Consider the following 7,813-nt stretch of genomic DNA (forward strand, 5'->3'; position numbering starts at 1 on the left):
GGCCGCTTGCGCATGGCGCGCTTCCTGCTTCACATTCGTTAACGCGAAGTCTCGTGCCGGCTCGCTTTCGCCCAGGAGTTCCCGATGACAGGTTCGCGGCTGACCACCTTGATCTTCGTCGGGATGCTGCTCGGCATCGTCGTCGGATACCTGTGCAGCATCACCTGGCCGGACCCGCAGACCTCCAAGGAGATCGCCGGCTACATCGCGCTGATCAGCGACATCTTCCTGCGGCTGATCAAGATGATCATCGCCCCGCTCGTGTTCTCGACCCTCGTCGTCGGCATCGCCCATCTCGGCGACACCGCCAGCGTCGGCCGCGTCGGCGGCAAGGCGCTGCTGTGGTTCGTCGGCGCCTCGTTCTGCTCGCTGATGCTCGGCCTCGTGCTCGTCAACATCATGCAGCCCGGCCACAACCTGAACCTGCCGCTGCCCGACGTCGGCGCCGGCACCGGCCTCAAGGCGGCCTCGCTGTCGCTGAAGGAGTTCGTCACCCACCTCGTGCCCAAGAGCGCAGTCGAGGCGATGGCCAACAACGAGATCCTGCAGATCGTCGTGTTCTCGATCTTCTTCGGCGTGGCGCTCGCCGCGCTCGGCGAAAAGGGCGCGTTCCTGGCCAAGGGCATCGAGGGCCTCGCCGACGTGATGCTCAAGGTCACCGGCTACGTGATGCTGTTCGCCCCCGTCGCGGTGTTCGCGGCGATCGCGGCGACGATCACCACGCAGGGCATCGGCGTGCTGGTGACCTACGGCAAGTTCCTGGTCGAGTTCTACATCGGGCTGGGCGTGCTCTGGGGCGCGCTCATGGGCGTCGGCTTCCTGCTGCTCGGCGGAGCCGGGATCAAGCGGCTGTTCAACCTGATCAAAGAGCCGTTCGTGCTCGCCTTCTCGACCGCGTCGAGCGAGGCGGCCTACCCGAAGATGCTGACCAACCTCGAGCAGTTCGGCGTGCCCAACCGCATCACCTCGTTCGTGCTGCCGATGGGCTACTCGTTCAACCTCGACGGCTCGATGATGTACTGCACCTTCGCGGTGATGTTCATCGCGCAGGCTTACAACATCCCCCTCACCTGGGGTCAGCAGCTGACGATGCTGTTCCTGCTGATGGTGACCTCGAAGGGCATGGCCGGCGTGCCGCGCGCCTCGCTCGTGGTGATCTCGGCGACGCTGACGCAGTTCAACATCCCCGAAGCCGGGCTGCTGCTGATCATCGGCATCGACCAGTTCCTCGACATGGGCCGCTCAGCCACCAACGTGCTCGGCAACAGCATCGCCACCGTGGCCGTCGCCAAGTGGGAGGGGCAGCTCTCGACGAGCGACCAGCGCCTCGACCACGTCGGCGCCGTGGCGGCGGCCGAGTAGGCGGTCGTCCGATCCGGGGCCGGCCGCCGGTCCCGATCCCTTCCCGCTGCCCGGATCAGGAGTTTCGCGATGGCGTCAGGCACGGTGACGGCGGCGTTGGCGGCGGGGCTGCTGGCGATCGCGGGGCCTGCGGGCGCGGTCGACGTTCTCACCGGCTCCCTGAAGACCATCGCCGCGAAGGGCGAGGTGGTGATCGGCTATCGCACCAGCTCGGTCCCTTTCTCCTTCGTCGAGGGCAAGCAGGCCGACGGCAGCCCGCGCCCGATCGGCTACGCGATCGACCTCTGCGGCGAGATCGTCGACGAGATCGGCCGCGAGACCGGACGCACCGACCTGAAGGTGCGCTACGAGCCGGTGACCTCCGAGACGCGGTTCGCGGCGGTGTCCGGCGGCAAGGTCGATCTCGAATGCGGCTCCACCACCGCCAACGCCGAGCGCCGCCGCACGGTCGCGTTCTCGCCGGTGACCTTCATCAGCGCGACGAAGCTCCTCGTGGCCTGGGCCTCGCCGATCGCGTCCTATCGCGACCTCGGCGGCAGGAAGGTCGTGGTCACCGCCGGCACCACCAACGAGGCCGCCGTCCGCGACATCCTCGCCAAGCTCAAGCTGCAGGCCGAGATCCTGAGCGGAAAGGACCACGCGGAATCCTACGCCATGGTCAAGGACGGCCGCGCCGACGCCTTCGCCACCGACGACATCCTGCTCTACGGCCTGATCGCCAACGATTCCGCCGACGGCGCGAAGTACACGGTGCTGCCGGACAAGCTGTCGTTCGAGCCCTACGGCATCATGTTCCGCAAGGACGACCCGGAGCTGGCGGGCGCCGTCGCCGCGACCTTCGCGCGGCTGGCCGAAAGCCGCGAGCTGCGCTGGACCTACGAGCGCTGGTTCCTCAAGCGCCTGCCGAACGGCGAGCGGCTGAACGTGCCGATGTCCAACGACCTGCACACCAGCTTCCAGCTGATCGGGCTGGAGGATTGACGCGGCCTCGATGGCGGCTGGTCGCGTCGTCATTCACCGACGCGAGCGAACGAACGAGATGCGGGCACCTTTTCCGTCCAGGCTGACGTAGCGAAGAAATGACACGTGTCTCCCCTCCCCCCCCTCTGCGGGGGGAGAATGGCCCGCGCAGCGGGTCGGGAGAGGGGAGCGCGCTGTCCGGATACGGCGCTCCCCTATCACGACCCTCGCTGACGCGAGGCCCACCCTCCCCCACAGAGGGGGGAGGGAAGGCGCGCTCATCAGCGACCGTTTGTGATGTGCGATTATCGTAGGCGTGGTGGGCCTGGGGCTTCTCGCCGTTCGAACCGGCACGCGCGGACGCGTCAGGGCCCTCTCGAAACCATGGCGCGTCTTCAATTAGCGCGACGCGCGCGACGCAAGCTCACCCGTGCCCGGCCTCGGCCTTGCGGTACTCGCGCCCGTGCTCGCAGTAGCCCTCGACGATGCGCACCATCATCGCGCGCTTGTCGGCATCGAGCGGGCCGAGAATGCGGGCCGGGCGGCCGCCCCAGAGATAGCCGCCCTCAAGCAGCTGGCCGGGATCGGTCGTGGCCCCTGCGGCGAGCATGACGTCGTCGGCGATCACCGTGCCGGGCGCGACCGTCGCGCCGATGCCGATCAGCGAGCGGGCGCCGATGCGGCTGTCGCCGATGCGGACGTTGTGGCCGATCGTGGTGTCGCGGCCGATGACGACGCCCTCCCCTCGGGTGCGGATCACCGTGTTGTCCTGGATGTTGGTGTCGGCGCCGACCACGATCGGCCCGACCTCAGCATGGAGGTCGCACGAGAACAGCACGCTCGATCCGGCGCCGAGCCCGACGCGGCCGCGGATGCGGGCCGTGCTGGCGACGTAGACCGTCTCGTCGACCTCGGGCGGGTCGCCGGCGGCGACCGCGGCCGGATCGCCCGCGGCCTCGCGCAGGCGCTCGGCGCGCTCGTCGATCTCGGCCCGATCGATCGGGCGCTGCGGCTTGGCCGGGCTGCCGGCGTAGACGAAGCCGCCGGCGAGCTGGGCGCGCGGAAACACCGTCGCGCCGGCCTCGATCACGACGCCGTCGCCGACGCTCGCCCCGTCGAGGATCACCACGTCGTCCTCGATCACCACGTCGGACCCGACCGTGCAGGCATGAACCACGCTGTTGCGCCCGACCGTGACCCGGTCGCCGACGCGGGTGCCGTGGGTGAAGGTCGCGATGTGGACGGTGGAGCGGTGGCCGAGCCAGAACCGGTCGCCGAGCGTCACCGGCTGCCCGTCGGCGCGGATCACGCCGTCGTCGCCGATCCAGGCCTGGCTGCCGAGGCGGACGGCGCCGATCGCCGTGCTGCCGCGCCCGCACCAGACGGGGCGGCTCGCGAATTCCGGCAGGACGCCATCGTAGGGCAGGATCAGTTCAGGCGTCACGTCTTCGTCCTTCGGCGCGGATCGGCCGCCCCCCGCGGAGAGCGGGCCGATATGCCATATAGGCGCAGGCGGTGGCCGAGTCAGGCGCAAGCGTGTTTCGTCGTCACGCCGCCGTCACCCGCGTCGCCGCGATGAGAGACCGATGCCCGCTGCTTCCCTGCCCTCCGTCAGCATCCAAGCCGAGCCCTTCGACGTCGCCGCCGAGATCGACGCGCTGAACGCGCGGCTCGCCGGTCGCGCCGGCGCGGTCGTCACCTTCACCGGCCTGTGCCGCGACGAGGGCGGCCGGCTGACGGCGCTGGAGCTCGAGCATTATCCCGGCATGGCCGAAGCCGAAATCGGGCGCGTGGCGGCGGCGGCCGAAGCGCGCTGGCCGCTCCAGGCGGTCCGGGTGATCCATCGCTACGGCCGCGTCGCGCCGGGCGCGGGCATCGTGCTGGTGCTGACCGCATCGAGCCACCGCGTCGCGGCCTTCGAGGCGGCGAGCTTCCTGATGGACTACCTCAAGACGCGCGCCCCGTTCTGGAAGCGCGAGCATCTCGTCGACGGGACCACCGGCGGTTGGGTCGAGGCGGCGGAGGCGGACGACGCGGCCGCCGCGCGCTGGGCCGCGATCCTCGGTGCAGAGGCGGCGCCCGAGGGTTGACCCGGGCGGCGCGGGGGCGCTCGTGAGCGCCGACGCCGCACCAATTTCGAAGGACGACATGGCCGAACCCAAGACCGAAGCGTTCGCCGGGCCCGTCGGCCCCTGGCGAGGGACGCTACCGCTCGCCGCATCCGGCATCGCCGTGGTGTCGTTCGTGGCGCTGCTGGCCCTGGCCTGGATGTCGGTGGCGACGCTGTTCCTGGTCTTCGCCGGGGTGCTCCTCGGCGTCTTCCTCGACGGGCTGACCCGTGGCCTCGGCCACGTCCTGCCCCTGCCCCGCGGCCTGCGGCTGACGATCGCCAGCCTCGCGGTCGCGGCGGCGGCCATCGGCCTGATCGGCTTCGGCGGCGCGACCGTGGTGCAGCAGGGGCGCGACCTCGGCCAGACGATCAAGAGCCAGGCGGGCACGGTCACGTCGTGGCTGTCGTCCTACGGCATCGACCTGCCGATCCTCGACTCCGTCGGCGGCCCTGACGGCAAGGGCAAGGACGAGAAGCCCGCGCCCAAGGACGACGCCAAGAAGCCGGAAGGCCTCGGCGGCCTCGCCTCGAGCGCGATCAAGAGCCCGGGCTCGCTCCTGTCGGATGCGGGCAACGTTCTGGGCCCGGCGGCGGCGGTGATCATCGGGCTGTTCAGCGCGCTCGGCAACGTGCTGGTGATCGTCTTCCTCGGCCTGTCCTTCGCCGCCGATCCGGCGAGCTACCGCGACGGGGTGCTGCGCTTCATCCCGCCCAGGAAGCGCGATCGCTGGTCGAAGGTGCTCGACGGGGCCGGCGAGACCCTGCGGCATTGGCTGTTCGGCCAGCTCATCACGATGACGGTGATCTTCCTGTGCATCTGGGGCGGCCTCGCCTTCCTCGGCATCGGCGGCTCGCTGATTCTCGGGCTCCAGGCCGGCCTGCTGGCCTTCGTGCCGACGGTGGGTCCGCTCGTCGCCGGCGTGATCATCCTGCTGGCGAGCCTCGCCTCGGGGGTGAACGCGCTGCTCGGCGCGCTCGGCGTCTACCTGCTGGTGCAGTGCCTGGAGAGCTACGGGCTGACGCCGTTCATCCAGAAGCGTGCCCTCGACATCCCGCCGGCGACGATCTTCGCCGGGCAGCTCGTGCTCGGCGTGATCTTCGGCCTGTGGGGCATCGCGCTGGCCCTGCCGATGATGGCGTTGATCAAGGTGCTGCTGGAGCAGCTCTACGTCGAGGACACGCTCGGCGAGGACGCCACCGTCTGACGCGCTGTGGGCGCCCTACCGTTCCAGGGCGCCCTCGATCATCGCGGCGACGGCGAGGGCCCGCCCGTCGTCGCCGAACCGAGCGATCACCTGCACGCCGACGGGTAGTCCGTCCCCTGGCACCGGCACGTTCACGCAGGGCACGCCCATCAGCGTCCACAGGCGGTTGAAGCGGGCGTCGCCCGTCGAGGCCAGCGTCCGCGGCGCGAAGCCGGGGGCCGAATAGGTCAGGATCGCGTCGAAATCCGAGAACAGCGTCTTCAGCAGGCGCCGCGCCCGGTGCGCCTTGCGGCGGGCGTCGTCGTAGGCGGCCGCGTCGAGCCCCTGCGCGGCGTCGAGCTGCGGACCGAGCCGCGGGCTCAGGGCGTCGCGATGGTGGGCGTATTCCCAGGCCAGCGCCTGGCGCGCCTCGAAATCCTGGATCGTCCCGTGGCTCTCGAACGCCGCGGCGAACTCCGCCGGCAGCGCGAAGTCGCGCACCAGCGCGCCCGCGCGCTCGGCCGCCTGCCGCGCACGGTCGAGCGCTCCTTGCGCCTCGGGCGCCGGGGCTTCGGCGTAGTCCTGCGTCACGACCATGACCCGCGGCGTGCCGGGCGCGGTGCCGCCGAGGTCGATCGCCGGACGGCCGGCGATCAGCGCCAGCGCGTGGGCGACGTCGCCGATGCCGGCCCCGAACAGGCCAAGCGTGTCGAGCGCCCACGAGAACGTCTTCACGCCCACCGTCGGCAGCAGCCGGAACGACGGCTTGATCGCGGCGCAGCCGCAGAAGCTCGCCGGCCGGATCACCGAGCCGCCGGTCTGGGTGCCGAGGGCCAGCGGCAGCATCCCGGCCCCGACCGCGGCGGCGGAGCCCGCCGAGGAGCCGCCGGGCGTGTGGTTCGAATCGTGCGGGTTCGTGGTCTCGGTCGGGTCGACGCTGGCGAAGGACGAGGTCGTGGTCTTGGCCAGCGCCACCGCGCCCAGCGCCTTGAGCCGCATGACGATGGCGGCGTCGGCCTTCGGGCGCCAGCCGTCGTAGATCGGCGAGCCCATCTGCGTCGGCATCGCGGCGGTGTCGATGATGTCCTTGACGCCCACCGCGATCCCGGCGAGCGGCCCGGCATCGGTGACGGCGGGCGCGGGATCGGTAACGACGGTGGCGCGCACCACCGGATCGCGCGCGAGGATCGCCTCCTGCGACAGGCGGATTGCGCCCTCCGGCGTGAGGGTGCCGGCTTCGATGCGGCGGCGCAGGTCGACCAACGAGAGCATCACGCGTCCTTGACTTGAGGGCCCATCGCGAAGGCCGCCGGTTTCGGGGCGGGTCCGACGACGACCGCCGCGGGCGCCGGTGCAGGTTTCGTGCGCGGATGCGCGAAGGCCCGGCCGGCGGTGTCCGGGGCGTAGCACGCGCAAGGCCCCGCCGCGACGGCGGCAGCGTTAGCATCGCGTTTACGCGTCCGTGATCATTCTCCGCGTCATGTGGCGTAGCGTTCTCGCATTCTCCGCCCTTGCGCTGTTCGGCGCGGGGCTCACCGGCTGTGCGATCAACAAGTTTGAGCGCCGCGACGCATGGCGCGACCAGGCCGAGCAGGTGTGCCTGGCCAAGAAGCTCGTCGAGCCGACCGAGTTCGTCGTCCCATCCAAGGAGATCGACGGGCCCGGCCCCTGCGGCATGACGCAGCCGTTCCGGGTGACGCGGCTCGGCGGCGGCGCCGTGGTCCTGAAGCAGCGCATGACGCTCGGCTGCCCGGCGCTCGCCGAAGCCGAGGCCTGGCTCGCCGACACGATCCAGCCGGCGGCGAACCTGTATTTCGGCCAGCCGGTCGCCGAGATCAACGCCGGCTCCTACGCCTGCCGCGGGCGCAACAACCAGGTCGGCGCCAAGCTGTCCGAGCATTCCTTCGGCAACGCCATCGACGTGATGTCGTTCAAGCTCGCCGACGGCTACGTCATCACCGTCAAGGGTGGCTGGCGCGGCACGGAGGCCGAGCAGGGCTTCCTGCGCGAGGTCTTCATCGGAGCCTGCCAGCGCTTCACCACCGTGCTGGCGCCCGGATCCAACGTGTTCCACTACGACCACATCCACGTCGACCTGGCGCGCCACGACCCGCGCGGGCTGAAGCGGATCTGCCAGCCGCTGATCAAGTTCACGCCACAGCTCGGCTCGGACAGCCCGCGGCCGATGTCCCGCCCC

Annotated in this window: 7 protein-coding genes; 5 read left to right on the top strand and 2 right to left on the bottom strand. The window is 70.7% G+C overall.

All coding sequences use genetic code 11. The features are described 5' to 3' along the window. The first annotated feature begins 84 nt into the window (after window positions 1-84). Both FV227_RS12360 and FV227_RS12365 read left to right on the top strand, forming a co-directional pair. Window positions 85-1,362, top strand: coding sequence for a dicarboxylate/amino acid:cation symporter (locus FV227_RS12360; RefSeq protein WP_147725916.1), 1,278 nt, complete (start codon window positions 85-87; stop codon window positions 1,360-1,362). Between the two features lie 69 nt (window positions 1,363-1,431). After that, window positions 1,432-2,343, top strand: a complete 912-nt coding sequence (locus FV227_RS12365) for an amino acid ABC transporter substrate-binding protein (protein WP_147859032.1) — start codon at window positions 1,432-1,434, stop codon at window positions 2,341-2,343. A 403-nt stretch (window positions 2,344-2,746) separates the two neighbouring features. Here FV227_RS12365 and FV227_RS12375 read toward each other — a convergent pair whose 3' ends face one another. Further along, a complete protein-coding gene (locus FV227_RS12375; RefSeq protein WP_147859034.1) occupies window positions 2,747-3,766 on the bottom strand; it encodes a gamma carbonic anhydrase family protein in 1,020 nt (339 codons plus the stop codon). A gap of 142 nt (window positions 3,767-3,908) precedes the next feature. Here FV227_RS12375 and FV227_RS12380 point away from each other — a divergent pair, with 142 nt between their 5' ends. Together FV227_RS12380 and FV227_RS12385 are read left to right on the top strand one after the other, a co-directional pair. Continuing rightward, window positions 3,909-4,412: a molybdenum cofactor biosynthesis protein MoaE gene (locus FV227_RS12380; protein ID WP_147859035.1), complete on the top strand. Its 504-nt coding sequence runs from the start codon at window positions 3,909-3,911 to the stop codon at window positions 4,410-4,412. 58 nt (window positions 4,413-4,470) lie between these two features. Next, window positions 4,471-5,637 (top strand): AI-2E family transporter, encoded by a 1,167-nt coding sequence (locus FV227_RS12385; RefSeq protein ID WP_147859036.1) that lies wholly within the window; start codon window positions 4,471-4,473, stop codon window positions 5,635-5,637. A gap of 15 nt (window positions 5,638-5,652) precedes the next feature. Here the strand turns inward: FV227_RS12385 and FV227_RS12390 are convergent, their stop codons facing one another. After that, window positions 5,653-6,888 carry an amidase gene (locus FV227_RS12390; protein ID WP_147859037.1) on the bottom strand — a complete coding sequence of 412 codons (1,236 nt, stop codon included), beginning with the start codon at window positions 6,886-6,888 and terminating at the stop codon, window positions 5,653-5,655. A 208-nt stretch (window positions 6,889-7,096) separates the two neighbouring features. Here FV227_RS12390 and FV227_RS12395 point away from each other — a divergent pair. Then, on the top strand, window positions 7,097-7,813 hold a 717-nt coding region (locus tag FV227_RS12395), incomplete at its 3' end, for an extensin family protein (RefSeq protein ID WP_147859038.1).

The organism is Methylobacterium sp. WL119, from assembly GCF_008039875.1.
GTDB lineage: Bacteria > Pseudomonadota > Alphaproteobacteria > Rhizobiales > Beijerinckiaceae > Methylobacterium.